General features: G+C 71.4%; 29 protein-coding genes and 1 riboswitch. Of the genes, 22 read left to right on the top strand and 7 right to left on the bottom strand.

Features of this window, described 5'->3' with window-relative positions; genetic code table 11:
- The 14 genes from ACLQ26_RS16515 to ACLQ26_RS16450 all read left to right on the top strand — a co-directional run bounded on the left by ACLQ26_RS16515 (nt 1) and on the right by ACLQ26_RS16450 (nt 10843).
- Nucleotides 1-1179, top strand: coding sequence for a PP2C family protein-serine/threonine phosphatase (locus ACLQ26_RS16515; RefSeq protein WP_425745252.1), 1179 nt, complete (start codon nt 1-3; stop codon nt 1177-1179).
- Between the two features lie 56 nt (nt 1180-1235).
- On the top strand, nt 1236-1700 hold the full coding sequence (locus ACLQ26_RS16510) for a MarR family winged helix-turn-helix transcriptional regulator (protein ID WP_425745251.1): 465 nt from the start codon (nt 1236-1238) through the stop codon (nt 1698-1700).
- Between the two features lie 293 nt (nt 1701-1993).
- Nucleotides 1994-2626 (top strand): CDP-alcohol phosphatidyltransferase family protein, encoded by a 633-nt coding sequence (locus ACLQ26_RS16505; RefSeq protein WP_425745250.1) that lies wholly within the window; start codon nt 1994-1996, stop codon nt 2624-2626.
- Nucleotides 2623-3561: a DUF881 domain-containing protein gene (locus ACLQ26_RS16500; RefSeq protein ID WP_425745249.1), complete on the top strand. Its 939-nt coding sequence runs from the start codon at nt 2623-2625 to the stop codon at nt 3559-3561. Before ACLQ26_RS16505 ends, ACLQ26_RS16500 begins: the two co-directional genes overlap by 4 nt.
- The gene (locus ACLQ26_RS16495; RefSeq protein ID WP_007460356.1) at nt 3558-3890 is read left to right on the top strand and encodes a small basic family protein; all 333 of its coding nucleotides are present in this window, start codon (nt 3558-3560) and stop codon (nt 3888-3890) included. The genes ACLQ26_RS16500 and ACLQ26_RS16495 overlap by 4 nt, the downstream gene beginning before the upstream one ends.
- 11 nt (nt 3891-3901) lie before the next feature.
- The gene (locus ACLQ26_RS16490) at nt 3902-4867 is read left to right on the top strand and encodes a DUF881 domain-containing protein (RefSeq protein ID WP_425745248.1); all 966 of its coding nucleotides are present in this window, start codon (nt 3902-3904) and stop codon (nt 4865-4867) included.
- An 83-nt stretch (nt 4868-4950) separates the two neighbouring features.
- Nucleotides 4951-5331 (top strand): glycine cleavage system protein GcvH, encoded by a 381-nt coding sequence (gcvH, locus tag ACLQ26_RS16485; RefSeq protein WP_363686170.1) that lies wholly within the window; start codon nt 4951-4953, stop codon nt 5329-5331.
- Nucleotides 5332-5548: 217 nt separating this feature from the next.
- Entirely contained in the window at nt 5549-6001 is a 453-nt protein-coding gene (gene odhI, locus ACLQ26_RS16480; protein WP_007071101.1) for an oxoglutarate dehydrogenase inhibitor Odhl, read from the top strand.
- A 50-nt stretch (nt 6002-6051) separates the two neighbouring features.
- On the top strand, nt 6052-6753 hold the full coding sequence (locus tag ACLQ26_RS16475) for a MerR family transcriptional regulator (protein ID WP_193376631.1): 702 nt from the start codon (nt 6052-6054) through the stop codon (nt 6751-6753).
- Nucleotides 6754-6938: 185 nt separating this feature from the next.
- The gene (locus ACLQ26_RS16470) at nt 6939-7403 is read left to right on the top strand and encodes a bifunctional nuclease family protein (RefSeq protein ID WP_007460347.1); all 465 of its coding nucleotides are present in this window, start codon (nt 6939-6941) and stop codon (nt 7401-7403) included.
- Nucleotides 7404-7593: 190 nt separating this feature from the next.
- On the top strand, nt 7594-8190 hold the full coding sequence (locus ACLQ26_RS16465) for a MerR family transcriptional regulator (protein WP_425745247.1): 597 nt from the start codon (nt 7594-7596) through the stop codon (nt 8188-8190).
- 363 nt (nt 8191-8553) lie between these two features.
- Complete coding sequence (locus tag ACLQ26_RS16460) at nt 8554-8952, top strand: group I truncated hemoglobin (protein ID WP_425745246.1); 399 nt, start codon at nt 8554-8556, stop codon at nt 8950-8952.
- A 2-nt stretch (nt 8953-8954) separates the two neighbouring features.
- Nucleotides 8955-10151 (top strand): globin domain-containing protein, encoded by a 1197-nt coding sequence (locus ACLQ26_RS16455; RefSeq protein ID WP_425745245.1) that lies wholly within the window; start codon nt 8955-8957, stop codon nt 10149-10151.
- The gene (locus tag ACLQ26_RS16450) at nt 10148-10843 is read left to right on the top strand and encodes a DivIVA domain-containing protein (protein WP_425745244.1); all 696 of its coding nucleotides are present in this window, start codon (nt 10148-10150) and stop codon (nt 10841-10843) included. The genes ACLQ26_RS16455 and ACLQ26_RS16450 overlap by 4 nt, the downstream gene beginning before the upstream one ends.
- A 48-nt stretch (nt 10844-10891) precedes the next feature.
- Here the strand turns inward: ACLQ26_RS16450 and ACLQ26_RS16445 are convergent, their stop codons facing one another.
- From ACLQ26_RS16445 to ACLQ26_RS16430, 4 genes are all read right to left on the bottom strand, one after another.
- On the bottom strand, nt 10892-12475 hold the full coding sequence (locus tag ACLQ26_RS16445; RefSeq protein WP_425745243.1) for a serine hydrolase domain-containing protein: 1584 nt from the start codon (nt 12473-12475) through the stop codon (nt 10892-10894).
- 27 nt (nt 12476-12502) lie between these two features.
- Nucleotides 12503-12754 carry a hypothetical protein gene (locus tag ACLQ26_RS16440; protein WP_425745242.1) on the bottom strand — a complete coding sequence of 84 codons (252 nt, stop codon included), beginning with the start codon at nt 12752-12754 and terminating at the stop codon, nt 12503-12505.
- Between the two features lie 27 nt (nt 12755-12781).
- Nucleotides 12782-13117, bottom strand: a complete 336-nt coding sequence (locus tag ACLQ26_RS16435) for an ArsR/SmtB family transcription factor (protein WP_425745241.1) — start codon at nt 13115-13117, stop codon at nt 12782-12784.
- Nucleotides 13118-13295: 178 nt separating this feature from the next.
- Nucleotides 13296-13952 carry an NAD(P)H-binding protein gene (locus ACLQ26_RS16430; RefSeq protein ID WP_425745240.1) on the bottom strand — a complete coding sequence of 219 codons (657 nt, stop codon included), beginning with the start codon at nt 13950-13952 and terminating at the stop codon, nt 13296-13298.
- A gap of 101 nt (nt 13953-14053) precedes the next feature.
- On the opposite strand from ACLQ26_RS16430, the gene ACLQ26_RS16425 reads away from it, so the two are divergent.
- The 3 genes from ACLQ26_RS16425 (at nt 14054) to gcvP (ending at nt 19100) form a co-directional block, all read left to right on the top strand.
- On the top strand, nt 14054-15121 hold the full coding sequence (locus ACLQ26_RS16425; RefSeq protein WP_425745499.1) for a MerR family transcriptional regulator: 1068 nt from the start codon (nt 14054-14056) through the stop codon (nt 15119-15121).
- Between the two features lie 65 nt (nt 15122-15186).
- Nucleotides 15187-16047: an NAD-dependent protein deacetylase gene (locus ACLQ26_RS16420; RefSeq protein ID WP_425745239.1), complete on the top strand. Its 861-nt coding sequence runs from the start codon at nt 15187-15189 to the stop codon at nt 16045-16047.
- Nucleotides 16048-16107: 60 nt separating this feature from the next.
- Nucleotides 16108-16206, top strand: a riboswitch (glycine riboswitch).
- Nucleotides 16207-16277: 71 nt separating this feature from the next.
- Entirely contained in the window at nt 16278-19100 is a 2823-nt protein-coding gene (gene gcvP, locus ACLQ26_RS16415) for an aminomethyl-transferring glycine dehydrogenase (protein WP_425745238.1), read from the top strand.
- Between the two features lie 123 nt (nt 19101-19223).
- Here gcvP and ACLQ26_RS16410 read toward each other — a convergent pair whose 3' ends face one another.
- Entirely contained in the window at nt 19224-19424 is a 201-nt protein-coding gene (locus ACLQ26_RS16410; RefSeq protein ID WP_007460326.1) for a DUF5999 family protein, read from the bottom strand.
- A gap of 96 nt (nt 19425-19520) precedes the next feature.
- On the opposite strand from ACLQ26_RS16410, the gene ACLQ26_RS16405 reads away from it, so the two are divergent.
- A complete protein-coding gene (locus ACLQ26_RS16405; protein WP_425745498.1) occupies nt 19521-20741 on the top strand; it encodes a chorismate-binding protein in 1221 nt (406 codons plus the stop codon).
- Between the two features lie 31 nt (nt 20742-20772).
- Entirely contained in the window at nt 20773-21282 is a 510-nt protein-coding gene (def, locus tag ACLQ26_RS16400) for a peptide deformylase (protein ID WP_425745237.1), read from the top strand.
- Between the two features lie 34 nt (nt 21283-21316).
- Here the strand turns inward: def and ACLQ26_RS16395 are convergent, their stop codons facing one another.
- Complete coding sequence (locus tag ACLQ26_RS16395; protein ID WP_425745236.1) at nt 21317-22090, bottom strand: sulfite exporter TauE/SafE family protein; 774 nt, start codon at nt 22088-22090, stop codon at nt 21317-21319.
- 181 nt (nt 22091-22271) lie between these two features.
- Here ACLQ26_RS16395 and ACLQ26_RS16390 point away from each other — a divergent pair, with 181 nt between their 5' ends.
- The gene (locus tag ACLQ26_RS16390; protein ID WP_425745235.1) at nt 22272-23051 is read left to right on the top strand and encodes an endonuclease/exonuclease/phosphatase family protein; all 780 of its coding nucleotides are present in this window, start codon (nt 22272-22274) and stop codon (nt 23049-23051) included.
- A gap of 7 nt (nt 23052-23058) precedes the next feature.
- On the opposite strand, the gene ACLQ26_RS16385 is transcribed toward ACLQ26_RS16390, so the two are convergent.
- Complete coding sequence (locus ACLQ26_RS16385) at nt 23059-24066, bottom strand: tyrosine-type recombinase/integrase (RefSeq protein WP_425745234.1); 1008 nt, start codon at nt 24064-24066, stop codon at nt 23059-23061.
- A gap of 57 nt (nt 24067-24123) precedes the next feature.
- Here ACLQ26_RS16385 and ACLQ26_RS16380 point away from each other — a divergent pair, with 57 nt between their 5' ends.
- Together ACLQ26_RS16380 and ACLQ26_RS16375 are read left to right on the top strand one after the other, a co-directional pair.
- Nucleotides 24124-24675 (top strand): AAA family ATPase, encoded by a 552-nt coding sequence (locus tag ACLQ26_RS16380; RefSeq protein ID WP_425745233.1) that lies wholly within the window; start codon nt 24124-24126, stop codon nt 24673-24675.
- Nucleotides 24672-25418 carry a hypothetical protein gene (locus tag ACLQ26_RS16375; RefSeq protein ID WP_425745232.1) on the top strand — a complete coding sequence of 249 codons (747 nt, stop codon included), beginning with the start codon at nt 24672-24674 and terminating at the stop codon, nt 25416-25418. The genes ACLQ26_RS16380 and ACLQ26_RS16375 overlap by 4 nt, the downstream gene beginning before the upstream one ends.
- Nucleotides 25419-25496: the final 78 nt, after the last annotated feature.

Below are 25496 nucleotides of genomic sequence, written 5' to 3'. Positions count from 1 at the left end.
ATGGTGGACGCGCCGGACGGGGTGTCGCGCGCGCTGCGTGAGGCCGCGCCCGACCAGTTGGCGGAGGCGGCGGACCGGGCGATCCGGGCGGCGTTGGGCGCGTTGCGCACCGACGTGTTCGTCGCCGACTACCGGATCAGCGGGCTCTGGCCGGTGCTGGATCCGGACCTGCCGGCGGCCGGAGCTCTGGCCCGGCACACCGTGGCGCAGCGCTGCTTCTCCAGCCAGCAGCCGGTGCGCGACGGGCTCGAGGACGGCGCGTGCCGCCTCTACCTGCCGCTGACGGTGTGGGGGGAGCGGCTGGGTGTGCTGCTCATCGAGCTGCCGACCGTGCCGGGCCCGGAGGTCACCGGCCGCGCCACCGACATCGCCGGCGACCTGGCGGTGGCGATGCGGGCGGCGGACCGGGAGACCGACCGCTATCGGCGGGCCCGTCGCCGGGAGCGACTCAGCATGGCCGCCGAGATGCAGTGGGACCTGCTGCCCGGTCGCAGCGTGGCGCACCGCGCCTTTCACCTGGCCGGGCAGCTGGAACCGGCGTACACCGTGGGTGGCGACCACTTCGACTGGTCGTTGGACGGGGACCGGCTCACCCTGACGGTGCTCAACGGCGAGGGCAGTGGCCTGGCCGCGTCGCTGCTGACGGCGGTCACCGTGAACGCGATGCGCAACGCCCGCCGCTCCGGCGGTGGCCTCGTGGAGCAGGCGGAGCTGGCCTCGGACACGGTCTACTACCAGCACCGGGGCCGTCGGCACGTGGCCACGTTGCTGCTGGAGCTGGACATCCACACGGGGCGGGTGCGGGCGGTCGACGCCGGTTCGCCGCATCTGCTGCGGATGCGGGGCGCGACAGTCGAGCCGATGAAGCTGGAGCAGCAGCTGCCGCTGGGCATGTTCGCCGAGACCCGCTACGAGGTGCAGGAGTTTCCGCTCGCCCCGGGTGACCGCGTGTTCGTCGTCAGCGACGGGGTGTGGGCGGCCGAGCCGGCGGGGCGGGAGCCGTACGGGCAGCGGATGATGGCCCGTTCCCTGCGGGCCACGCGCTTGCAGCCGGCGACCGAGGCGGTTGGTACGGTGATGCGCGAACTGCACGTCTACCACGCGGACTCGGATTTGCGCGACGACGCCGTCGTCGTCTGCCTGGACTGGCATGGTCCGCGTGAGCGCGACGGCGGATGAGGGTCGCCGGGGTCGTGCCGGGCGGGCACCAGCGCGACGACGGCAGGGGACAGCGGGTGGAGCGACAGGCGGATCTCGCCTCGGCGATCGACGCGGCCGCCGAGACGCTGATCGCCGTGCTCGACTCGGTGGCGTCGCGGCATCAGGTGCCACCGACCCAGCTGCGGGTGCTGATGCTCATCAACGGCCGGCGGGAGACCAACGTCAACGGCCTGGCGGAGCTGCTGGACGTGGTGCCCTCCTCGGCCAGCCGCCTCTGCGACCGGCTGGAGGCGACCGGGCTGTTGCGCCGGGTGGCGGACCCGCGCGACCGGCGGGAGGTGCGGTTGGTGCTGACGTCCGCCGCCCTGACCCTGCTGGGGGAGTTGGCGGAGCGGCGGCAGCGCGCGGTGCAGGCCGTGCTGGACAGGATGCCGCCACGGATGCAGCACGATCTGTTGCTGTCGTTGCTCGCCTTCGGCCGGGCGGCGACGCAGACGGTGCCGGAACAGCAGGTGGACCAGGCGGTGCAGACGGCCTGATCCGTCACCCCTCTCGACTAGCGTCCTAGGACGACTTACACGTGGTGATCCACGCCACAAAGCGACAGCACCGCACCAACAGGACGCGGCGGCGACCGGGGCGCACGGGGGTGGCCCGATATAGTGGCAGCGCACTCAACCGGCCCGCGATCACCACGATCGCGGGCCGCATCAGAGCAGAGGTCCCGTCCCGGGGCCGCAGGGGCGCCGGCGGTTGCCGGCCCGACAGCGCGTACGACCTCCGCCGCGCCCGATCTCGGTCTGGCGTCGGGGCGTGCGGTGGAGGAGGTTCGGTGTCGCGTCGGCCGGCTCGGGCAGAGCATCCGCGGGACACCGGTGACCAGGCTCCCGGTGACCAGGTCCTCACCCTGCCCAACCTGATCAGCTTCGGGCGCCTGCTGGGCGTACCCCTGTTCCTCTATCTGTTCCTGGTGGCCCGCGCGGACGTGGCGGCGGTGGTGGTGTTGGCCATCGGCGGCACCACCGACTGGGTCGACGGCTGGATCGCCCGCCGGCTGCGTCAGGTGAGCCGGCTCGGGGAGCTGCTCGACCCCCTCGCCGACCGGCTGTACATCCTCGCCACGCTGCTCGCCTTCACCGCCCGGGAGGTGGTGCCGTGGCAGTTCACGGCGGCACTGCTGGCCCGCGAGGTGCTGCTGCTCGGCTCGCTGGCGGTGCTGCGCCGCTACGGGTACGGGCCACCGCCGGTGCACTACATGGGCAAGACCGCCACCTTCCTGCTGCTCGCGGCGTTCCCGGTGCTGCTGTTGGCCACCGAGTGGAGCGCGGCGGCGACGGCGACGGCCGCGATCGGCTGGGGTTTGGCGTGGTGGGGGCTGGTGCTCTACTGGGTGGCCGGCGCGATGTACGTGGTGCAGGCGTCGCGGCTGGTCCGCGCGGCGCGCGGCGCGGGAGCGGCCGCGTGAGCGCGAGGCCGCCGGAGCGTCCCCGCCCGGATCGGGTGTACGCCCCGGACTTCCTCACCGAGCTGTTCCGCAATCCCCTGGACCCGGGGTACGCCGACGCGGCGGCCGCGCGCCGGCGGGTGGCGTCGTCGCCGGACGAGTCCCGGGGTTGGCCGGCTCGGGCGGTCGGCCTGGTCGTGGTGGTGGTGCTGGGTTTCCTGTTCGCGGTGGCGTATCGCCAGACGATGGCGGACGAGCCGGGGCGTGCCCAGGCGCGCTCCGGGTTGGTGGCGCAGATCAAGGAGCGGGAGAGCCAGACCGACCGGTTGTCGACGCGCGCGGACCAGCTGCGCGAGGAGGTCAGCCGGCAGCGGGACGCGGCGTTGGGCGGGCCGACCGCGGCGCGCCTGCGGGACCTGGAGGCGGTCACCGGGCTGGGTCGGGTGCGCGGTGACGGTGTGGTGGTGCGCCTGGCGGACGGCCCGGGCAACGCGGACGCGGTGACCGGCAAGGGCGCGGGGCCGTCGCAGGTTCTGTACAGCGATCTGCAGGGTGTGGCGAACGCGTTGTGGAGCGCCGGTGCGGAGGCGATCTCGATCAACGGTCAGCGGTTGACGTCGACGTCGACGATCCGTACGGCGGGTGAGGCGATCCTGGTGGATTTCCGTCCGGTGACGGGGCCGTACGAGGTGTCGGCGATCGGGCCGGGGTCGATGCGGCGCAAGTTCGAGGACAGCCGGAGCGCTGCGGTGATGCGGGAGGTCGCGCAGAAGACCGGCCTGTCGTTCGGTGTGCGTAAGGCGGAGGACCTCGCCCTGCCGGCGGCTCCGGAGCCGCAGCTACGCTACGCCAAGCCGTCGGTCAGTCCGAGCCCTTCTGGGTCGGGTGTCCGGTCCGGCAGTCCTGGGTCGTCGGGTTCGCCGGGGACCGCTAGCCCTTCCGGAGGTGGCGGATGATCGCGGTGCTGGCGTTGCTCGCCGGTGTGGTGCTGGGCGTGTGGCTTGATCCCACGGTGCCTGCGGCGTTGCAGCCGTACCTGCCGATCGCGGTGGTCGCCGCGTTGGACGCGGTGTTCGGTGGGGTCCGGGCGAAGTTGGACCGCATCTTCGACGACAAGCAGTTCGTGGTGTCGTTCATCTCGAACGTGCTGGTGGCTGGCCTGATCGTGTACCTGGGTGACCAGTTGGGGGTGGGCGGGCAGTTGTCCACCGGTGTGGTCGTCGTTCTGGGTGTGCGGATCTTCGGAAATGTGGCGGCGATCCGTCGGCACCTGTTCCGGGCGTAGGTTTGACAGCGATGAGCGACGAGCAGGCGGAGACGGGGACGGGTTGGCCGCAGCCGGCGGGGCCGGCGCGACCGGGTGGGCCGGCGGGTGAACCGGATCCGCGGCCGGACGCGCCGGATCCGGACGAGTTGAGTCCGTTGGCGCCGAGCGGTCCTGCCGAGGAGCCGGAGTCACCGGGTGCGGAGCCTGAGGTGGTGCCGGCCGATGACGGTGCGACGGTGGACCTGAGCGCGGTGTCGCGGGCGGGTGCGTCGGTGGACGAGCCGGTCGTGGAGTCGGCGGCGCCGGTGGCTGCGGGTCGGTCGCGGTTCAGCGCGGCGGGTTTGATGATCGCGGCGTTGTTGGCGTTGCTGGGGTTCACCCTGGTGGTGCAGTTGCGGACGACGTCGGCGGATCCGACGTTGGGGGCGACGCGCCAGGAGGACCTGGTGCGGATCCTGTCGGATCTGGATGCGCGTGAGAATCGTCTTCAGCAGGACATTCGGGCGCTGGAGGACAGTCAGCGGCAGTTGGCCTCGGGTGCGCAGGGTCGGCAGGCGGCGTTGGACGAGGCGACCCGTCGGGCGGACGAGCTGGGGATTCTGGCGGGTACGTTGCCGGCGGTGGGGCCGGGGTTGACTGTGGAGTTCACCAGCAACGGGGTCAAGCCGATCACGGCGGACCGGGTGTTGGACGCCGTGCAGGAGTTGCGGGGCGCGGGCGCGGAGGCGATGCAGATCTCCGGTGGTGACCGGGCGACGGTGCGGGTGATCGCATCGACGTACTTCCTCGATGGGGACAACGGGTCGTTGATGGTGGAGGGGCGTCGGTTGACGGGGCCGTTCACGATCACGGTGATCGGTGATCCGGCGACGATGCGTACGGCCTTGAACATTCCTGGTGGGGTGGTCGCGACGGTCCGGGGTGACGGCGGTAACGTGACGTTTGGGGAGCGTGAGGTTGCCGAGGTTTCGGCGCTGCACGTGCCGACCAAGTAGGAACACGCCCGTCCGGTCTCCTGGCCGGCGCGGCCGCGCCGGGCCCGGGTGGTCCGGTGCACCGATGGATGAGGACGCGTCTGGTGATACCCGAGGATCTGCGATACACCGCCGAGCATGAGTGGGTGGCGGGTGACGGTACCGGTTCGATCCGGGTCGGCATTACGCACTTCGCGCAGGACGCGTTGGGTGACATCGTGTATGTGCAGTTGCCGGAGGCGGGTGCGGTCGTCGCGGCCGGTGACTCGTTGGGCGAGATCGAGTCGACCAAGAGTGTGTCGGAGATCTACGCGCCGGTGGCGGGTACGGTGGCGGCGCGTAACGACGCGTTGGGTGACACTCCTGAGCTGATCAACACGGATCCGTACGGTGCGGGTTGGTTGGTGGAGATCACTCCGAACGATCCGACGGCGACGGACGGGTTGCTGACGGCGGGCGCGTACCAGAAGATCACCGAAGGCTGAGTGTGCTTGATCCGGTGTGCGGGATGTCTGCGCGCGTCCGGTTGCCCTGCATTTCGGCGCTGGCTAGGCTCGCCCAGTCGACCGAGAAGAACCCATTAGTTGAGCGTTGCGGAATTGCCTTCCCGGGCACGGGGAGCCAGCCGCCGGGTGAACGATCGCCCGGCGGCCAGACCCGCCATTACCCGACGCCGACCGAACAGATCCGTGAGGTGGTCCCATGACGCGCCCAGACGACGAGTTCCCCCCGCTCGACGTCACCTCGACGCTCAATCTCGGCTCGCTCGACGAAGTGCTGGAAGGGCCGGACACCGATGTGGTGCCGAGCCGGATGTCCGGTTCGTTGCCGCCGGGTATGGCGTTGCTGGTGGTTCGTCGCGGTCCGAATGCGGGTGCCCGGTTCCTGTTGGACCACGATGTGACGACAAGTGGCCGGCACCCGGACAGTGACATCTTCCTCGACGATGTGACGGTGTCGCGCCGGCACGCGGAGTTCCACCGTGATGGTGGGACGTTCACGGTGCGGGACGTGGGTAGCCTGAATGGCACGTACGTGAATCGTGAGCGGGTTGAGGCGGCCACGTTGAGCAATGGTGACGAGGTTCAGATCGGTAAGTTCCGGGTGGTGTTCATCGCCGGTCCGCGCCCGGAGGAGGAGGCCGGCCGGGGGTGAACGAGCCTGCGGCCTCCACGCCACCCGGGGCGGCCCGGTCCCAGCCGCTGATGAGCATCGGTGAGGTGCTGGGTCAGTTGCGGGTTGATTTCCCGGACACGACCATTTCGAAGCTGCGGTTTCTTGAGGCCGAGGGGCTGGTGGAGCCGCAGCGGACGGCGGCGGGTTACCGGAAGTACAGCTGGGATGATGTGGCGCGGTTGCGGTTCGTGTTGACCGCGCAGCGGGACCGGTATCTGCCGTTGCGGGTGATCCGTGAGCAGTTGGCGCAGTGGGATTCGTCCGGTGAGCAGCCGGAGCGGTCGCGGCCGGCGTTGGTCGCGGTGGGGCCCGATGGTGCGGTGCCGGGTCGGGAGTCGGCGGAGCCGGCCGAGTCGTCGCAGGTGCGGCTCGGCCGGGCTGAGCTGGTGGCCCGTAGTGGGATCGACGAGTCGACTCTGGTGGAGTTGGAGCGGCTCGGTGTGCTGGTGTCGGATCCGCCGGGGTGGTATGACGCGGATGCGTTGATCATCGCGTCGGCGGTGGCGGGTTTGGCGGCGTACGGGTTGGAGCCGCGGCATCTGCGGGGTTACCGGAGTGCGGCCGATCGTGAGGTCGGGTTGTTCGCGCAGTTGGTGGCGCCGTTGGCGCGGCAGAGTGATCCGGCGGCGCGGGCGCGGGCGGCGGAGACGGCGCGGGAGTTGGTGGCGTTGTCGGAGCAGTTGCACGCGGCGTTGGTGCGGGTGGGGCTGCGGTCGACGTTGGGTCGGTGAGGGTGCCCGGCAGGTGGCGGTGGAGCGGAAAGATCTCTTCTCCGAAGCGTGCCGTAGGCTTGCCGGGGTAACCCCTTTCTGGCGCGGGCGTGGTGCTGTAGCGCATACGACGGCCGTGTTGCGGTCCGTGTACCGTGCAGGGAAGGGCGCGGTGCGGCGTAGGTGACAACGACACGGAGGCGGCGGTGCGCGAGCTGAGCGTGGTCGGAGTTCGGGTGGAGCTGCCCAGCAACCAGCCGATCGTCCTGCTCAGGGAGGTCGAGGGCGACCGCTATCTGCCGATCTGGATCGGCGCGGTCGAGGCCACGGCTATCGCTTATGAGCAGCAGGGGGTCAAGCCGGCTCGTCCGTTGACGCATGATCTGTTGCGGGATGTGTTGGCGGCGTTGCAGGCGCCGTTGCAGGCGGTGGAGATCACCGAGCTCAAGGAGAATGTCTTCTACGCGGATCTGTTGATCGGCGATGGGGTGCGGGTGTCGGCGCGGCCGAGCGATTCGATCGCGTTGGCGTTGCGGGTCGGTGCGCCGATTCGTTGTGCGGAGCAGGTCCTCAGTGAGGCGGGGATCGTTATCCCCGATGAGCAGGAGGACGAGGTGGAGAAGTTCCGCGAGTTCCTGGAGCAGGTGCGTCCGGAGGATTTCGCGGGCTGAGTGGCTCGGTCCGTGCTGGTGTCACGGTGGGGTGACGTCGGCGCTGGTTGGTGATCTTTCTCGGTGGCTGCGCGGCGTGTCGCGTCGGTTCCTCCGTGGTAACCCCTGACGGTGGCGTTAGGGTTGCCGTGTCGAGGGGTGCGCGTCGGAGGAAACGGCGCGTCGCCGCACTGACGGGGAGGTTGTCCGGATGCACGAGCCGCAGGATTCCGATCCGGGTACACAGGTGGGCGAGTCGGGTGTGGTGTCGCCGGGTGCGGCGACTGAGAGTGACGGCTCGGTGGGTTACCGCGGTGTGACGGCGTGCCACGCGGTGGGCATCAGTTATCGGCAGTTGGATTACTGGGCGCGGACGACGCTTGTGGTGCCGAGTGTGCGGGACGCGTCGGGTTCGGGGACGTCTCGCTTGTACTCGTTCCGCGATCTGGTGGTGTTGAAGGTCGTGAAGCGGTTGTTGGACGCGGGGGTGTCCCTGCAGAACATCCGTAAGGCGATCGAGGCGTTGCGGTCGCGGGGTGTGGAGGATCTGGCCGGGATCACGTTGATCTCCGATGGGACGACTGTGTACGAGTGTCGGTCTCCGGAGGAGGTGGTCGACCTGTTGCAGGGTGGGCAGGGCGTCTTCGGGATCGCGATCGGTGGGGCGTTCAAGGAGATTCAGGGGTCGTTGTCGCATCTGCCGGCGGAGCCGGCGGTGAGCGGCCCGGCGGAGCCGGTGGTGGGGTCCGCGTCGGATCCGGTGGGTGACGAGTTGGCGGCGCGGCGGGCGCGGCGGCGCGCGGGCTGAGTGGCGCGGCGCGACTGTCGGTGCCCGGCCCATCGACGTCTGTGACAATTTTGGTTGCGGCCGTCTGATGACTGTGGGTCAGGTTGTTGGGCGCGGGTTCCGGTTGTCCGGGTCGTCGGTTCCACTGTGGACACTGTGGGTTGTCTCCTGGTTGCGGTGGGTGGATCATCGGGTTGTTGGTGGTGACGGTGCGTGTGCGTCAACTGTCGGGAAACCGATAGGGGGGCCCTGACCGGAGGTCGTGGGCACGCTATGGTCCGTCACGGTCCCCGGTGTGCCGCCGTGGCTTGACGGTGTGCCGTCGGTGGCCGTTGCCCCTGCGCGTCACCGCGCGCGCGACCTGTCACCCCGGAAGGAACGACCGTGACGGTTACGGAAGAGACCGCTCCCCCCTCGAATTACGACCGCATCGGCGGTGCGAGTTCGGTGAAGGCGGCCGTGGAGCTGTTCTACGACAAGGTGCTCGCCGACGCAGAGTTGGCGGGTTACTTCGCCACTGTGGACATGGCGGGTCAGCGTCGGCACCTGGCGTTGATGTTGACGGTGGTGTTGGGCGGCCCGAACGAGTACACGGGTCGCGGGTTGGCCGAGGCGCACCAGCCGTTGGGCATTCCGGTGGCGCACTACACCAAGGTGGGTGAGTACCTGATCGCGACGCTGTCCGAGTTGGGTGTTCCGGCCGATGTGCGGGACGACGTGCGGGCGGTGCTGGCGCAGGTGCAGGACCAGGTGGTGGCCGCCGGAGAGCGTCCGGGCGTCTGAGCGTGGACGCGGCCCGACTCAAGCAGAGTTGGTCCCTCGTCGCCGGGCACGGCGACGAGGTGCCGCTCTACTTCTATTCGACGTTGTTTCTGGCGCATCCCGAGACGCGGCAGATGTTCCCCACGAACATGGCGGGGCAGCGGGACCGCCTGGTCACCGCGTTGGGGCACATCGTGTCCCATGTGGACCAGGTCGATCGGCTGGTGGGTTTCCTGCAGGACCTGGGCGCGGATCACCGGAAGTTCGCGGTCCGCGCGGAGCACTATCCGGCGGTCGGTGAGGCGCTGTTGGCGACGTTGCAACACTTCCTCGCCGAGCAGTGGACCGATGAGCTGGCCCAGGACTGGGCGGCGGCGTACGGGCTGATCGCGCAGGTCATGATGGAGGCGGCGCAGGCCGCGGAGGCGGTGAACCCACCGTGGTGGGTGGCGGAGATCGTGGCCCATGAGCGGCGGGCGTTCGACGTGGCGGTGTTGACGGTGCGCCCGCAGTACCTGTTGCCGTTCACGCCGGGTCAGTCGATCGGGGTGTCGCATCCGTCGGTGCGGTCGTGGCGGTACTACTCGCCGGCGAACGCGCCGCGCGCGGACGGCACGCTGGAGTTGCATGTGCGGGCCGCTCCGGGGGGCGCGGTGTCGTCGCGGCTGGTGTACGGGTCGGCGGTGGGGGACCGTGTGCATCTGGCCGCGCCGGTGGGGGAGCGCCTGGGGTTGTGGGCGGCGGGTTCCAGCGATCTGTTGCTGCTGGCGTCGGGTACCGGCTGGGCGCCGGTGAAGGCGTTGGTGGAGCAGGTCGCCGCGGAGGGTTCCCGTCGTCGCGTGGACCTGTATGTGGGTGCGCGCTCGCCCAGCGAGTTCTACGACAGCGACGCGATCGACAAGTTGGCGTCGTCTTTTGCGTGGTTGACGGTGACGTACGTGGTGGGCGCGGACGTGCACCGGCCGGGTGAGTTCGTGCAGGCCGTGGACCGGGCGTTGGCCGATGGTGACTGGCGTTCGCGGCACGTGTACGTGTGCGGGTCGGACGAGATGGTGTCGCACGCGGTGCAGACGTTGGCCCGCGCGGGCTATCACGAAGGTCAGGTGCACCACGAGGGTCTGGGCACGCAGTGGTACGGCCCGGCGTGGCGTACGGCGGTTCAGCAGTCGAGTGAGGGGCGCACGGGCCCCGCTGTGGCGAACGAGAGGCGTGAGCGGTGAGCGCGACCCCGATCAGCCGGTACGACGGTATGCAGGTGTCCGGTGGTGTGCAGGTGCGGATGACCTCCGACCGGGTTCGGCGGTGGGAGTTCGGGACGGCGCCGTTCGCGCGGCGTGGTTACGACAACGCCGATGTGGATCGGTTCCGGGTGCAGGTGGCCGACGAGTTGGATCTGTTGGCGACGCAGATCGCGAACCTGCGGGCGGAGAACGAGCGGCTCACCGACCGGGTGGAGTTGCACCGGCACGGGGTGATTCCGAGCGCGGGGGCGGCGGCGAAGGTGCCGGCGGCCAAGGAGGTGAATCTGCTGTCGGCGGCGCAGCGGGAGGCCGAGCAGATCATCGCGCAGGCGCACGACTACGCGCGGCGGGTCGCCGAGTACGCCCGGGTGCAGTACGAGAGTTACATGCGGGCGGCGGCGGAGGAGGCGAAGCAGGAGGCTGAGCGGGCGGTGGCGGAGTACCGCAGTTCGGCCGGGTCGAGCTTCGACGACACGGTGGCGACGCGGGAGGCGTTGCGGATCTTCGGGGAGATGATGGTGTCGCACATGCAGGCGGCGGCGCGGCATCTCGACGACGGCAGTGAGCAGTTGGCGCGCACGATGGACCGGATCGCGGCGGAGACGCCGGGGGCGTCCTTCGTGGGGGGCGCGGCGGGTCAGGCGGCGTTGCCGCGTCATCACCAGCGGTGACGGGCCGGGGTGGGGTCCGCGTAGGGCGAGCCCCACCCGGGTGGCGTTTCAGTTGCCTCGTTGCTCGGGGTGCACGGGAATGTCGGTCGTTCGTGTCGGCGAGGACGGTCCATGGGGGAGCACGGCGTACACACCCATGCCCAGTCGGGTCAGCGCGAGAACGGCGGCCAGGGCGATGACGACCGTGATGCCGTGTCCGATGTCTGGTGCCCACAACTGGAGTTTGACGAGTCCGGCGCCCTTCCAGAAGGACGGCACCAGCCAGGCGGCGCAGGCCGCCACGGTGGCGCACGCCGCCACCTGGGCGGCGGTGCCGGCGAGTGTTCGGGCGCGCCGGGTGATGCTCTGCCGCCGGCCGCGGACCAGGCCGATCCAGGAGTGGGCCAGGGCGGTGAGCAGCAGCGCGGTGACAGCGGCCAGCCCGGCCAGGACCCGGGAGTGGGTGGGGTCAGCGCTGACGGACGTGGGTGCGCCGCCGTGCAGGATGCGGGTGAGGTTGAACGCCCCGGCGCTGAGTTGGGCGTCCATCGGCAGGCCGTAGACGTTGGTCATGATGATCACGGCGAGGTTCGCGTCGGGGGCCAGCACGATGTGGGTGAAGTAGTCGGGGGTCGCGCCGGCGTGCCAGACCATGCGGATGCCGATGCCGTCGAGGGTGCTGTTCTTCCAGCCGAACCCGTAGGTGCCGTGACCGGTGGCCACGGTCCCGGTGTGCATCTGTCGGGTGCTGTCAGGGCCGAGGATCCGGGTGTCGCCGTAACGGCCGCCGCCCAGCTGTGCGATGGCGTAGTGGGACAGGTCGTCGAGGCTGGCGGCGAGGAAGCCGTAAGGCACTCCGGCGGTGTCGAAAGGCGCAGCGAAGCGCTGTGGCCGACCGAGGTAGTAGCGGTGCCCGGCCGGAATGCCGATGGCGTGGGCCTCGTCGGCGGAGCCTGCGGAGTGCGTCATCCGCAGGGGGTCGAGCACGTGTCGGCGCAGGTATGCGCCGAAGGTGTCGCCGCTGACGTTCTCGACGAGCGCGCCGAGAATCATGTAGTTGGCGTCGCTGTACTGATAGGTCTGCCCGACAGCGGTGGTGGGCCGCAGGGTGGCGAGGTCACGCACGGACTGGGTCAGGCCGCCGGGGCGGTTGTCGTACCGGTCGGTCAGGGTGGTGCTCCACACCTGCGGGAGTCCGCTGGTGTGGGTGAGAAGGTGGCGGATGGTGACCGTCCGGGCGGTCTGCGCGTCACCGAGGCGCAGCCACGGGAGGTAGGTGGACGCCGGGGTGTCGAGGTCGACGCGGCCGGCCTCGGCCAGTTGCGCCACCGCCAGCGCGGTGAACGACTTGCTCGTCGACCCGAGCAGGAACGGCGTCTGTGTCGTGATCGGCCGGCCGTCGCCGTCGAGACCCCATGCGCCCCGGCTGAGCACCTCGTCGCCGCGGACGACCGCGTACGCCAGGCCGGGCGCTTTGATCTTGTCCATGTAGGCGTGCAGGTAGTTCTCGCCGGCGGTCAACTCGTCGGCGGTGGCGACGCGGGGGACCGCGGGTGGGGCTGCGATCGGAGTGGCCGCCGTGGCCACCGCTAGAAGGGCGGCGGCACCGGTCAGGCGCCGGGTGTGTGTCCGCAGTCGAGCCCATGTGGTCATGTCGCAGGTCCTCCCCGGCTCGGCACGTCAACCGATCTGACTCAGGAGCTTTTCCAGTGCGGCCAACCGTTGCCGGACTTCGCCGAGTTCGTCGCGCACGCCCTTGAGTTCGTCCGCCACGGCGTGGGCGCTGTCGGCGCTGCGCTCGGCGAGCACCCGATAGCCTGTCTCACGGGCCGCCCCGTGCCGGGCGCGGTAGAGGCCGATCGCGACGAAGGCGGCGATGGCGATCACCGTCACCACGACCACGGTCGAGGCGATGGTGGAGGTCTGCGCCATGTCTGAGGCCACCTGAGGGGTCATTGCTCACTCCCGTTCTACGGCCGGCACCGGGCCGGTCAGGGTCTGCGCGGCAAGCGCGATCGCGTCCAGGTCCAGGGCCACGGTGAACGGCACGGCCTGGACGTACTTCACCGAGCTGCCGTCGGGTGCTGTCACCAGTTCGCCTGTCACCAGACCGGCTGCCTCCAACTTCTGCAGGTGCATGTAGAGCAGCGGCCGGTTCATGTGCAGGCGTCGTGCCAGTTCGCTGACGTAGGTGCGTCCCTGCACCAGGGCGGCAAGGATCCGCAGCCGGTGCGGGTTGGCCAGCGCGGCCAGCAGCGGCACCAACTCGTCGCCGGTCGGCGGGGTGCCGCTCATCCAGAAAGTCCCTCCTCCGAGCGGGTGTCAGATTTCTCTGACACCCGGTGTCAGAAAAGTCTGACAGGGAGGGTTCGTGGTGTCAACGTCGGGGCGGCGACCGCGCCCACGCACGTGAAGCCGCCCGGCGCTCCCCAGCGCCGGGCGGGAGGAAGGCCGCAGGGCGGCGGGGTACGCCTCAGCGAGCGGCGGCGCGGATCGCCTCGGCGATGGGTGTCGGTCCGCCCACGAGTTCCAGGGTCGCGCCGGCGGTGGCGGGTTCGTCGAGCAGGGCCGCGAGGACCACTGCGACGTCGGCGCGGCTGATGGCGCCGCGGCCGGCGTGTCGGGTGAGAGTGACCTGCCCGGTGGGTTCGTCGTCGGTGAGCCGGCCGGGTCGCAGCACCGTCCAGGTCAGGTCGCGGGCGCGTAGGTCGTCCTCGGCGGCGCGTTTGGCGCGCAGGTAGGCGGCCCACACGTCGTCGGTGCCGGCGGCGGGTGGGTTGTCCACGCCCATGGAGGAGACCAGCAGGTAGCGGTGGACGCCGGCCCGGGTGGCGGCGTCGGCGAGCAGCGCGGCGGCGGCCCGGTCGACGGTGTCCTTGCGGGCGGCGCCGCTGCCGGGGCCGGCCCCGGCGGCGAAGATCACCGCGTCGGCGTCGCGCAGATGGGCGGCGACCTCGTCGACGTCGACGTGTTCCAGGTCGCAGACGACGGGTGTGGCGCCGGCGGCGCGCAGGGCGTCGGCCTGGTCGGGGTTGCGGATCAGCCCGACGGCGGTGTCGCCGCGGTCGGCGAGGTGCCGCTCCAGCAGCAGGGCGATCTTGCCGTGGCCTCCGGCGATGACGACGCGCATACACCCAACCTACCGGGAACGGCGGCCTTGACCTTGACCGTGGGGCAACCCTCAGCCTGGTGCCTGCCGGTCGGGGTGACCGGCGCGAGGAGGATGCCGACGTGGAGCTGTTGACCATCGGGGCGTTCGCGCACGCGGCGAGGCTGACGCCGAAGGCGTTGCGCCTGTACGACGAGGTGGGGCTCCTGCTGCCGGCGGCTGTCGATCCCGAGTCCGGCTACCGGCTCTACGACCCGGCGCAGGTGCCGCTGGCCCGGTTGGTGGCCCACCTGCGTCGCATCGGCATGCCCCTGGCGACGATCCGCGTCGTGTGCGCCCTGGAGCCCGCGGCGGCGGCCGAGGCGGTCGCCGCGTACTGGCGGCGGGTCACCGACGACACGTCGGCGCGGGCGCGGCTCGCCGCCATCCTCGTGGATCACCTGTCCGAAGGGGGCACCACCATGTCGCAGACCAGTCCCACGGTTGCCGTCCGCTGCGCCGCCGCCTGTGAGACGGGGGCCGTGCGCGACAGCAACGAGGACGCCGCGTACGCCAGCGGGCGGTTGCTCGCCGTCGCCGACGGCATGCGGGGGCCGGGTGGCGCTGCCGCCAGCGCCGCCGCGATCGACGCGCTGCGGCCGTTGGAGCTCACCGCCGTGCCGGCCGTCGAGCTGTTGACGATGGTGGCCGGGGCGATGACCGACGCCGACACGATCGTGCGGGGGCTGGCGACCGGCGAGCACCGGCCGGCGACGACACTTACCGCGCTGCTGCGCAGCGGCACCCAACTGGCGTTGGTGCACGTCGGTGACACCCGGGCGTACCTGCTGCGCGACGGTGAGCTGTCCCTGCTGACGCAGGACCACACCTGGGTGCAGGCCCAGGTGGATCAGGGGCGCCTCGACCGTGACGAGGCGGGCGCACACCCGCAGCGGGCGCTGCTGGTGCGCGCGCTCGGCGGCGGTCAGCAGGTCGAGGCCGACCTGGCGTTGCGCACGGCGCTGCCCGGTGACCGGTACCTGCTGTGCTCCGACGGGCTGTGGGCTGTCGTCGACCGGGCCGCCCTGGCCGCGACCATGAGCGCGGCGGCCGATCCGCGGGACGCGGTGCGGGACCTTGTCGCCGCGGCGCGGGCCGCGGGGGCGCCGGACAACATCGCGTGCGTCGTCGCCGACGTCGTCGCGGTGTGAACGGCGGCGGGTGACCGCTGCCCGGGTGTTCGGCGTCGGCGGGTGCGCTGAGGCAGCATGGAGGGGTGACGAACAGCCTGGAGGCGTTGACCTCGCTGGTGGCCGGTGGTGGCGTGGTGGTGCTCAGCGGGGCGGGCCTGTCCACCGAATCGGGCATCCCGGACTATCGGGGGCCCAGCGGTGTGGCCCGCCGGCACACGCCGATGACCTACCAGGCGTTCACCCGCGATCCCCTGGCGCGGCGGCGGTACTGGGCGCGCAGCCACCTGGGGTGGCGGCTGATCGCGCGGGCGGCGCCGAACGACGGGCACCGGGCGGTGGCGCGGCTGCAACGCGCCGGCCTGGTCGACGCGGTGATCACGCAGAACGTCGACGGGTTGCACGGCGCCGCCGGCAGCGACCGGGTGGTCGAGTTGCACGGCCGCCTCGACGAGGTGGTGTGCCTGGACTGCGGGAACCTGACCTCCCGGGAGGAGGTGGACCGGCGGCTGCGCGAGGCCAACCCGGACTTCGTGGCCCGCGCCGCCGCGGTCAACCCGGACGGTGATGTGGATCTCCCTGACGAGCAGGTGGCCGGGTTCCGGCCGGTGGACTGCGGGATCTGCGGGACGGGCATGCTGAAACCGGACGTGGTGTTCTTCGGCGAGACGGTGCCGCCGCAGCGGGTGGCGCGGTGTTTCGCGCTTGTGGAGCAGGCACGCGCGGTGGTGGTGCTCGGGTCGTCGTTGACTGTCATGTCGGGGCGCCGGTTCGTGATCCGCGCGGCGAAACGGGGCATTGCGGTGGCGATCGTCAACCAGGGGCCGACCCGGGGTGACGGGTACGCCACGGTGTGCGTCGACGCGCCGCTCGGGGCGGTGCTGCCGGTGCTCGCCGACCGGGTGGCCGGCGGGGCCGCGCCGCTGGCCGCGCCGGCCGGCGTGTGACGTCACAGGGGTAGGACATCTGCCGGAAACACCGGCGCTGGTAGCGTTGACCATGCCGGTAGCACCCACGTGGGAGAGACCGCCCGACAGCAGCAGGGGCGGCGCCGAAGGGGCAAATCCTCCCCGGAACCTCTCAGGCAAAAGGACCTCGTGGGCAGGCACTGTGGAGCGCTGTGCGGGCGCGACAGAGGGGGAGGCCGATCCGTCGACCTCGCCCGGGAGCACCCCTGATGTCCGTAGAGCAATTCGCCACCCGTCACATCGGTCCCGGAGCGGACGACGAGCGCCGCATGCTGGAGGCCGTCGGGCACGACTCGATCGACGAGCTGATGGACGCCGCGATCCCCGAGGTGATCCGCTGGCACGGCACCCTCGACCTGCCCGATCCGGCCACCGAGGCCGAGGCGATCGCCGAGCTGCGGGCCCTCGCGGCGCGTAACACGGTCGCCGTGTCGATGATCGGTCTGGGCTACCACGGCACGCACACCCCGGCGGTGATCCGCCGCAACGTCCTCGAAGACCCCGCCTGGTACACGGCGTACACCCCGTACCAGCCGGAGATCAGCCAGGGCCGCCTCGAGGCGCTGCTGAACTTCCAGACGATGGTCACCGACCTGACCGGCCTGGCCACCGCGAACGCGTCGATGCTCGACGAGGGCACCGCCGCCGCGGAGGCGATGACCCTCGCCCGCCGCGCGTCCAAGAGCAAGAGCCGGGTGTACGTCGTCGACGCCGACGCCCTGCCGCAGACCATCGCGGTGATCACCAGCCGGGCCGAGCCGCTCGGCATCGACGTGCGGGTCGTCGACGTGCAGCGCGACGAGCTGCCGGCGGAGTTCTTCGGCCTGCACCTGCAGTACCCGGGGGCGTCCGGGGCGGTCCGTGACCACGCGCGCCCGGTCGAGGCGGCGCACGCCGTCGGTGCCCTCGTCACCGTCGCGGCGGACCTGCTGGCGTTGACGCTGCTGCGCGCGCCGGGGGAGATCGGCGCGGACATCGCCGCCGGCACCACCCAACGTTTCGGCGTACCCATGGGCTTCGGTGGGCCGCACGCCGGCTACCTGGCGGTGCGCTCCGGTCTGGAGCGGATGCTGCCCGGCCGCCTCGTCGGGGTGTCCCGCGACGCCGACGGCAACCCGGCGTACCGGCTGGCGTTGCAGACCCGCGAGCAGCACATCCGCCGGGAGAAGGCGACGAGCAACATCTGCACCGCGCAGGTGCTCCTCGCGGTGATGGCCGGCATGTACGCCGTCTACCACGGCCCGGACGGGCTGCGGGAGATCGCGACGCGTACCCACGCCATGGCGGCGCGGCTCGCGGCCGGGCTGCGCGCCGGTGGCGTCGACGTCGCGGACGTCGCGTTCTTCGACACCGTCACCGCGCGCGTGCCAGGCCGGGCGGCGCAGGTCGTGGAGGCCGCCGCCGAACGGGGCGTGAACCTGCGGCTGGTCGACGCCGACCGGGTGGGGATGTCCTGCGACGAGACCACCACCGACGCGCACCTGGCGGCGGTGTGGGAGGCGTTCGGAGTGCAGGCGTTCGACGGCGACGGCGACCCGGCCCTGCCCGTCGACCTGACCCGCACGAGTGACGTCCTCACCCACCCGGTGTTCCGCAGCCACCACTCCGAGACGGCCATGCTGCGCTACCTGCGGCGGCTGTCGGACTTCGACTACGCCCTGGACCGGGGCATGATCCCGCTCGGGTCGTGCACGATGAAGCTGAACGCCACCACGGAGATGGAGCCGGTCAGCTGGGCGGAGTTCGCGAACATCCACCCGTTCGCGCCAGACACGCAGACCGCCGGGTACCGGGACATGATCGGGCAGTTGGAGTCGTGGCTGGCCGAGGTGACCGGCTACGACGCGGTGAGCGTGCAACCCAACGCCGGCTCCCAGGGTGAGCTGGCGGGCCTGCTGGCCATCCGCTCCTACCACGCGTCGCGGGGTGAGACGCACCGCGACGTGTGCCTCATCCCGTCGTCGGCGCACGGCACGAACGCCGCGTCGGCGGTGATGGCCGGCATGCGGGTCGTCGTGGTGGCCTGCGACGACAACGGCAACGTCGACCTCGTCGACCTGGACGCGAAGATCGACAAGCACCGCGACGCGCTCGCCGGGATCATGGTGACGTACCCGTCGACGCACGGCGTGTACGAGACGGGCATCGCGTCGCTGTGCGCGAAGGTCCACGACGCCGGCGGTCAGGTGTACGTCGACGGCGCGAACCTCAACGCCCTCGTCGGGTACGCCAAGCCCGGCAAGTTCGGCGCGGACGTGTCACACCTGAACCTGCACAAGACGTTCTGCATCCCGCACGGCGGCGGCGGCCCCGGCGTCGGCCCGGTGGCGGTCCGCGCCCACCTCGCGCCGTTCCTGCCCGGTGACCCGCTCGGCGCGCACGCCGACGCGACGCCGGCGATCTCGGCGGCGAAGTACGGGTCGGCGGGCATCCTGCCGATCCCGTGGGCGTACCTGCGGATGATGGGCACCGAGGGCCTGACCCGGGCGACCGGCGTGGCGGTCCTCGCCGCGAACTACGTGGCGGCGCGCCTGCGCGGGCACTACCCGGTGCTGTACGCCGGCAACAAGGGCCTGGTCGCGCACGAGTGCATCCTCGACCTGCGGCCGTTGACGAAGACGACAGGGGTGAGCGTCGACGACGTGGCGAAGCGGCTCATCGACTACGGCTTCCACGCGCCCACGATGTCGTTCCCCGTCGCCGGGACGCTGATGGTGGAACCGACCGAGAGTGAGGACCTGGCCGAGCTGGACCGGTTCTGCGACGCCATGATCGCGATCCGGGCGGAGATCGAGCAGGTCGCGTCGGGGCAGTGGCCGGCGGGGGACAACCCCCTGGCCAACGCGCCGCACACCGCGGCGATGGTCAGCGGTGACGAGTGGCCGCACCCGTACCCGCGGTCGGTGGGCGCGTACCCGGCCGGGGTGGACCGGGCCGGGAAGTACTGGCCGCCGGTGCGGCGGATCGACGGCGCGTACGGCGACCGGAACCTGGTCTGCTCGTGCCCGTCGCCCGAGGCGTTCGAGGACTGACAACGGCGAGCCGGGGCGGGCGGTATGGCCGCCCCGGCAGCCGCTGCGACCTGGGCTGCGACGTCCCGTACCGGGGGACTAGCCTGGGTCGGCGGCGGCTAAACGGTGACGCTGGGTGGTCGTTCAGGCCACGAGAGCGTGGCGGGCGGGGCCGCGGTGCGGTGCGATGCTGCTGCCGTCGGGGAGCAACTCGCCGGTGTCCTCGAAGACGATGACACCGTTGCAGAGCAGGCTCCAGCCCTGCTCACGGAAGCAGGCGAGGACCCGCGCGGCTTCCCGGTCAGTAGCTTCAGCGGAGGGGCAGGTCGGTTGGTGCTGGCACATCGGGTTCTCCGGACTGTGGGGGCACTGTGTCATGGTTCACATGACCAGTGACGCACAGTACCAAGCGAAAGTGTCCAGCATCGAGCAGGAGTCGGCCTGGCACACGGGAAATCCACTGAACGGATGAGGAAGGTCGAACCATACGTCGTGGAAACGCTCCCACAGGTGCTGGTCAATGCGCCCGCCGCACCCCCCGCATGCCGCGACACACTCGTCGAACGCACCCGCCTGCACTGGCACCGCACCGACGGCGGCGACCCCGCCGCACTCGCCGAGGACTTCCTCGCCGCACACGGCCTGAACCTGCGCGACCTCACCCGACCCACCACCGGCCACCACCACACCGGGCCCTGCGGCGCCGCCCTCTACCTCTCCGCCGCCGCCGGAGCGCTGCTCGCCGACGCCCCCACCGGCGCACCCGAACCCGCCCCGACCCTGCCCGACCTCGCCGTCGTCATCTACGACCACGGCCCCACCCGACGTGCCCCCGCCCGTGTGGCGACACCCTGGTGGCTCGGCGACTGGACCGAAAGCTGGACACCCCGCCAACACGCCGCCGCCGTCGACGCCGTCCGCGCCGCCATCGCCCGCGGCGACCTCTACCAGGCCAACCTCGTCGGCCACGCCAGCGCCCCCTACACCGGCGACCCGCTGCCCGCCCTACGCCGCCTCGGCGCGCTACCCGGCGCCCGCTACGGCGGCGTCCTCACCGGCGACACCTGGGCCATCGGCTGCGCCTCCCCGGAAACCCTCATCGAGCTCACCGACGGACACCTCATCACCCGACCCATCAAGGGCACCCGCCCCGCCACCCCCACCGGCCGCACCGAACTCCTCACCAGCGCCAAAGAACGCGCCGAACACATCATGATCGTCGACCTGGAACGCAACGACCTCGCCCGCATCGCCCGCACCGGCACCGTCACCGTCGACGAGCTGTTCACCGTCCGCCGCTGGTGCGACCTCTGGCAGGCCGAATCCACCATCCGCGCCACCCCCGCCGACGGCCTCGGCCTCGCCGACCTGCTCCGCGCCACCTGCCCCGGCGGCTCCGTCACCGGCGCACCGAAACTCGCCGCCCTGACCCACATCGCCGCCGCGGAACCCGTCGGCCGAGGCGCCAGCATGGGCGCCCTCGGCTGGGTCACCCACGGCCACATCGACCTCGGCCTCACCATCCGCACCGCCGCCGCCGACGGCCAACACCTGCACACCTGGGCCGGCGGCGGCATCACCTGGGACAGCGACGCCGACGCCGAAGTCGCCGAAGCCGCGGCGAAAACCACACCCATCCGCGCCACCCTGGCCGGACACTGACCCCACCACCAACGGCGATACGCTGACCCCCATGACCATGCGGCCCATCCGGATCATCGGCGACCCCGTCCTGCGCAGCGAATGCGACACGGTCACCACCTTCGACGCCGACCTGCGCGCCCTGGTCACCGACCTGATGGACACCCTGCTCGGCGAACCCGGCCGAGCCGGCGTCGCCGCACCCCAGATCGGCGTCAGCGCCCAGGTGTTCGTCTACGACGCCGACGGCCACCGCGGCCACCTCATCAACCCCACCCTGGAACTCTCCGACGAAACCCAGGACGACGAGGAAGGCTGCCTGTCCATCCCCGGGCTGTACTTCCCGACCGTACGGGCCCTGCACGCCACCGCCCACGGCGTCGACCAGCACGGCGAACCCCTCACCATCACCGGCACCGGATTCCTCGCCCGCGCCCTGCAACACGAGACCGACCACCTGCGCGGCACCCTCTACGTCGACACCCTGCGCGGCGACACCCGCCGCCGGGCCCTGCGCGAAATCCGCGCCGGCCGCTTCGACTCACCCAGCCGCCGCGCCTAGCGGGCTTTTGACACAGGCCCCGGGCCCGCCTCCGTCAGCGGGCCACCCACTGGTCGTGACCCAACTTCGCGACCAACGCCAGCACCACCACCAGCAGCACCACCCGCACGAACCCCGCACCACGACGCAACGCCATCCGCGCCCCCAGCACCGCGCCCGCGATGTTGCACACCGCCATCCCCGCGCCCAGCAACCACCACACGTGCCCGGTCACCGCGAACACCACCAACGCACCCAGGTTCGTCCCCGCGTTGACCACCTTCGCCATCGCCGACCCGTGCACGAAATCCGCACCCACCAGCGTCGTGAACGCCAACACCAGGAACGTCCCCGTACCCGGACCGATCAACCCGTCATACAGCGCGATGCCCACCCCGGCCACCGCGATCGCCACCACCACCCGCACCGGCGTACGCCGCCCCGGTAGGGCCACCACCCCCAGACGCGGCCGCAGCAGCACGAACACCGCCACCGACACCAACACCACCAACACCACAGGCCGGTACGCCGACGCCGGCACCGCCCCGGCCAACGCCGCACCCACCCCCGCGCTGACCACCGCCAACCCCGCCGCCGGCCCCACCACCCGCCAGTCGACAGTCGTCCGCCGCGCATACGTCACCGCCGCCGTCGACGTACCGAAGATCGCCGCCAACTTGTTCGTCCCCAGCGCCGTGGCCACCGGCAACCCCGGCGCCGCCACCAACAACGCCGGCAACAACAGCAACCCACCACCGCCGACCACGGCGTCCACCCACCCCGCCGCCGCGGCGGCGACCAGCAACGTACTCAACGAAACGGCGTCCACGGGCGGCAATTCTCCCCACCGATCCAGGGCCGACCCGCCCCCAAGTGGCAAGCCTCACCTCAACGACCCCGCGAACGCCGCAACCACACCCCCAACCCGCCCACCGCCACGAACACCAGCATCGAACACAGCAGCACCTTCACCACCCGGCAACCCTGCCACGGGGACGTAGGGTGCAGGAGTGCGCCTGGCCACCTTCAACCTGCTGCACGGCCGATCCCTCACCGACGGACTCGTCAACCCCGACCGACTCGCCGCCGCCATCCGCGACCTCGACGCCGACGTCCTCGCCCTTCAGGAAGTCGACCGCGACCAACACCGCAGCGGCAACCACGACCTCACCGCCATCGCCGCCCACGCCCTCGACGCGCCACACCACCGCTTCGCAGCCGCCGTCGTCGGCACCCCCGGCGAACAGTTCCGCCCCCTACGCCACGACGACGACGGCCACGGCGAACCCTGCTACGGCATCGGCCTCATCAGCCGCCACCCCGTCCGCAGCTGGCACATCACCCGCCTCACACCCGCGCCCGTCCGCTCACCGGTCTACGTCCCCGGCCCCGGCGGCGGCCTCATCCTGCTGCACGACGAACCCCGCGTCGTCCTCGCCGCCGTCCTCGACACCCCACACGGCCCCCTCACCGCCGCCGCGACCCACCTGTCGTTCGTGCCCGGCTGGAACGCCCGCCAACTCCGCCAGACCGTGCGCGCCCTGCGCGCGCTACCCGGCCCCCGCGTCCTGCTCGGCGACCTCAACCTGCCCGCCGGCCCGGCCCGCCTCATCTCCGGCTGGCGACCCCTGGGCCGCCGACCCACCTACCCCTCCGGGCAGCCCCGCGTGCAACTCGACCACATCCTCGCCGACCGGAACGCCCTCGCCCAGCTCCCACCCGTACGAGCCGTCACCGCCCCACCGTCCACCATCTCCGACCACCGCCCCCTGCTGGTCGACCTCGGCTGACTCCCGGTCAACCGGTGGCCTCCCGCCCCGGGGTCAGAGCCGCCAACGCCCGGTTGGTGCGGTTGGCCCGCACCGCCTCACGCTGCTGCCCGGCCGTCACCTCGATGTACGTCTGCGACGACGCCAACGACGCGTGCCCCAACAACCGCATGATCTCCGCCGCGCTCGCCCCGTCCTCGGCCAACCGGGTAGCGAACGTGTGCCGCAACGCGTGCAACCGCGCCCCACGCGGCACCCGGTCACCGATCCCCGCCCGCCGATAACACGACTCCACCAGATACTGCAGACCACCACGGCGTAGCGGCTCACCGTGCCGGTCCACAAGCAACGCCGAGTCGGGGCGTACCGACCGCGACCCGAAACGCCGACGCCGACTGTCCAGGTAGTCCGCCACCACCCGGTCCAGATCGGCCTCGATCGGCACCACCCGCGGACGCCCGCCCTTGCCCGCCACCTCGATGCGCCGCTCACCCGGCCGACCCGCCACCGAGCCGACCCGCAGCGCCAACAACTCCGACAGACGCAGCCCCGCGCACAGCGCCACCGCCACCACCGCCACGTCCCGTTCCGGCCACGGATCACGCTGCCGGCCGTCGTCACGGGCGACCGACGCGAGCAGCACCTCGGGGGTGTCCGCACCGCGCAACGGCTTGGGCTGGGGGAGTAGCGCCCGAGGTCGCCCGACCGCAGGCATCGGATTGCCCGCCACCACCTGATCGGCGACCAGGAACGTGAAGAAGCTGTTCCAGGTGGACCAGGCGCGGTGCACCGACGCGGGTGCCCGGGGCGCGGCGAACCGGGCGAAGGCCGCCCGCAGCACGCGGGGGGAGAGGTCGGTGATCGACAGCGCGTCGAGGGGGAGGGGAGCGGTGTCATCCTCGGCGACCAGCGCGGCCACCGCGTGCAGATCCCGCCGGTAGGCCGCCAGGGTGTGCGGGGAGGGCTTGCGGGTCGCCCGGGCGGTCAGGAACTCCTCGATCAGCACTCCGAGCGATTCGTCCTTTTTGTCATGCATAAGGGATATTATGCAGCATTTTCGCGTTACCCGAAAGGGGCGCAAGAGGGGGAGAAGATGCCAGAACCCCGGCGGTACGTCCTGACCGGAGCGCCCGGCGCCGGCAAGACGACCCTCGTCGAGGCGCTGCGCCATCGGGGCCACGTCACCGTGCGGGAGGCCGCCACCGACATCATCGCCGCGCGCCAGGCGCAGGGGTGCGCCGAGCCGTGGCGCGAGCCCGGGTTCCTCGACGCGGTGGCCGCCCTCCAGTACCGCCGTCAGGTCGCGGCCGACAGGCGTGGGCCGGTGCAACTGCACGATCGATCACCGCTGTGCACCCTGGCGTTGGCTCGCTACCAGCGCAGGTCGATAGGCCCGGCGCTGCGGGCCGAACTCGACCGGATCATGCGGCTGCGGACCTACCAGCGGCTGGTGTTCATGATCAGTCCGCTGGGCTTCATCCGACACACACCCGCACGCCGGATCAGCTACGCCGAATCGCTGGCCTTCGCGCTGGTGCACAGGCAGGTGTACGACGAGTACGGACACCATCTGGTGGACGTACCGGCCGGACCGCTCTGGAAGCGGGTCGCGGTGATCGAGAGGCACGTATCGTGGCCGACGTGACGTCGCCTGCCGCGAACTGCTCCACCTGCGGTCGGCCCCGCCTGCCGATCATCTACACCGAGCACGGCGACCAGCCCGAGCGGGCCTGCCCGGAGCGGCATGAGGAGCCGGCTCGTGGCGAGCCAACGGCGGTGCCAGCCGTCGTCCCCGACGGTCACGACGAACGCGGCCCGGCCACCAGCGCGCAACCCGTACGCACCAGCGACGGGCGCAGCTGGCGGATCGGCACGGCCAGCGACATCGGCTGGATCGCCGGGCACACCACGCCAGGCCTCTCGGTTACCGCGGCGGTCCCGCCGGTCTTCGACGCGTACGCCACGTTCCATCCGCCCGGCGGCGCCAGCCTGGAGGCCCACGAACACGCCGTGGTCCGCGACCTCGCCGCGGCCACTCCCGAGCAGCCCTGGTGGCTGGGTTATCTCGACACCGGCGCCCACGACGTCGTCTTTCCACGCGCGGCGAGGGTGTCCCTCTACGAGGGCTGGTCCTACGTGCTTGTCGAAGCCGGCCCCGAGCAGGCGCTCACCTGGCGGACCGGTCACCTGCGCGGCGACGGGGCGCTGCCCGACCTCTTCTTTCCGGCGGATCACTCGTGGCTTGTCTCTGCCCTCTGGGACGACGCCTGGACCGACGTCGGCGGCAGCGCGCTCGTGCTCGCGGGCCTGCGCCGCAACCCGCTGGTCAACGCGCGCCTCGTCCGACCGGACGAGGACGCCTGCCCGCCTGGTCTGACGCGCCACTAGTACGGCAGGCGGTGTCGTCTGCGGATGGGGAGTGGCTTGCCGTGCGTGCTGGGAACCCCCAGTCCGGTCGACTTTACA

This window comes from Micromonospora sp. DT43 (genome assembly GCF_049841645.1).
GTDB lineage: Bacteria > Actinomycetota > Actinomycetes > Mycobacteriales > Micromonosporaceae > Micromonospora.
Note: the sequence above shows the minus strand (reverse complement) of the source record. Positions and strands in the feature narration are given on the sequence as shown.

Bases quoted from the DNA above. Each gene is read 5' to 3' on its own strand.
- ACLQ26_RS16435 (WP_425745241.1), bottom strand. From the start codon at position 13,117: ATGAGCGGCACCCCGCCGACCGGCGACGAGTTGGTGCCGCTGCTGGCC.
- odhI (WP_007071101.1), top strand. From the start codon at position 5,549: ATGACGCGCCCAGACGACGAGTTCCCCCCGCTCGACGTCACCTCGACG.
- gcvP (WP_425745238.1), top strand. From the start codon at position 16,278: ATGTCCGTAGAGCAATTCGCCACCCGTCACATCGGTCCCGGAGCGGAC.
- ACLQ26_RS16490 (WP_425745248.1), top strand. From the start codon at position 3,902: ATGAGCGACGAGCAGGCGGAGACGGGGACGGGTTGGCCGCAGCCGGCG.
- ACLQ26_RS16445 (WP_425745243.1), bottom strand. From the start codon at position 12,475: ATGACCACATGGGCTCGACTGCGGACACACACCCGGCGCCTGACCGGT.
- ACLQ26_RS16410 (WP_007460326.1), bottom strand. From the start codon at position 19,424: ATGTGCCAGCACCAACCGACCTGCCCCTCCGCTGAAGCTACTGACCGG.
- ACLQ26_RS16430 (WP_425745240.1), bottom strand. From the start codon at position 13,952: ATGCGCGTCGTCATCGCCGGAGGCCACGGCAAGATCGCCCTGCTGCTG.
- ACLQ26_RS16515 (WP_425745252.1), top strand. From the start codon at position 1: ATGGTGGACGCGCCGGACGGGGTGTCGCGCGCGCTGCGTGAGGCCGCG.
- ACLQ26_RS16495 (WP_007460356.1), top strand. From the start codon at position 3,558: ATGATCGCGGTGCTGGCGTTGCTCGCCGGTGTGGTGCTGGGCGTGTGG.
- def (WP_425745237.1), top strand. From the start codon at position 20,773: ATGACCATGCGGCCCATCCGGATCATCGGCGACCCCGTCCTGCGCAGC.
- ACLQ26_RS16385 (WP_425745234.1), bottom strand. From the start codon at position 24,066: ATGCATGACAAAAAGGACGAATCGCTCGGAGTGCTGATCGAGGAGTTC.
- ACLQ26_RS16440 (WP_425745242.1), bottom strand. From the start codon at position 12,754: ATGGCGCAGACCTCCACCATCGCCTCGACCGTGGTCGTGGTGACGGTG.
- ACLQ26_RS16475 (WP_193376631.1), top strand. From the start codon at position 6,052: ATGAGCATCGGTGAGGTGCTGGGTCAGTTGCGGGTTGATTTCCCGGAC.
- ACLQ26_RS16380 (WP_425745233.1), top strand. From the start codon at position 24,124: ATGCCAGAACCCCGGCGGTACGTCCTGACCGGAGCGCCCGGCGCCGGC.
- ACLQ26_RS16465 (WP_425745247.1), top strand. From the start codon at position 7,594: ATGCACGAGCCGCAGGATTCCGATCCGGGTACACAGGTGGGCGAGTCG.